General features: G+C 38.2%; 2 protein-coding genes. One reads left to right on the top strand and one right to left on the bottom strand.

The genetic code is table 11. The features are described 5' to 3' along the window. The first annotated feature begins 480 nt into the window (after positions 1-480). Positions 481-636 (top strand): MerR family transcriptional regulator, encoded by a 156-nt coding sequence (locus ACWI_RS18340; protein WP_341465140.1) that lies wholly within the window; start codon positions 481-483, stop codon positions 634-636. 89 nt (positions 637-725) lie between these two features. Here the strand turns inward: ACWI_RS18340 and ACWI_RS00040 are convergent. Further along, on the bottom strand, positions 726-1204 hold a 479-nt coding region (locus ACWI_RS00040; protein WP_139142293.1), incomplete at its 5' end, for a DDE-type integrase/transposase/recombinase.

Here is a 1204-nt window from a genome sequence, read left to right as displayed (position 1 = left end):
CACTGCCAATTTCTTTTTCATAAATAATACCTCGTACTGTTTTATTTTTAATTATATCGTCACATCAAACAAAATACCAGATAATCGCCAAAAGTAAGAATAGCATTTCTTTTTTCCAAATAAAAAAACCTGCTACAATCGTAACAGATTCTATCTAACATCATATTTGATGCGAGTTCATGGTGGCGGAGAAGGTCATACTCAAAATCAAAAACCGCTTCAAAATTAGTCGCTTTTATACAACTAAATCTCTTAACACGCATCTGCTACATCTATAATTTAATCCGTAAAAATACCATAATGCTAGGATACCTATACCTTGTATTCTTGGCATTCCTTCTGATATCAACTGACATGACCTATGAATAACCGTATTCACATTCAATCAAACCAACTTGCCAGACCGGGCATTTACCTTATTAATGTGCTTAATGAATATATCATATTTTTCTTGACCTCACCCTAAGAGTGAGGTTTATAATGTTTTTAAGGAGGACGAGTGTGATGAGCGATATAACAATTGGAGAATTTGCAAAACTGACAAGATGTACAAGTAAGACCATTTTGTATTATCATAAAATCGGACTGTTACAAACACCAAGGCGATCAACAAATGGGTATTGGAATTGTCAATAATAGTTCAGTCAAAACACGCAAGGAATTTTCCAAGCCCCTATAGAATAGCCAGCCCTCATCGTCGGTAACAATCATCAAAACTTTGAATGCTATGCAGCGAGCTGGTGATTGTCGATAAAAAGCCCCCGATAAACTAGCGGTGGATAGCCATTATTTGTACTGTAAATTCGTCGACGATTGTAATAATGGATGTAGCGATGAACAATCGTTTTGACTTCAACCATGGGCATACTTTTGGTATTAATTTTATAGAGCTTCTCTTTTTTCAGCGTTGCGAAAAAACTTTCCATCCGGGCATTATCATAACAACGCCCGGTGCCACTCATACTCTGGATGGCATTTGCTTTTTTTAATACCTTTCGAAAGCGTTGGCTGGTAAACTGCGTGCCCCGATCGGAATGAAGGATCATTCCTTCGGCACCATCATCTCTGCAGGCGTTTTGAAACGCTTCAACACAAAGGTCTGCCCGCATGTTGTCATCCATCCTGAAGCCCCGGATACTGCCGTCATAGCAATCAAAAATGGGTGCCAGATAAAGTTTTCCATCTTTACAGGGGATTTCTGTAA

Source organism: Acetobacterium wieringae (assembly GCF_001766835.1).
Taxonomy (GTDB): Bacteria; Bacillota; Clostridia; order Eubacteriales; family Eubacteriaceae; genus Acetobacterium; species Acetobacterium wieringae.
Note: the sequence above shows the minus strand (reverse complement) of the source record. Positions and strands in the feature narration are given on the sequence as shown.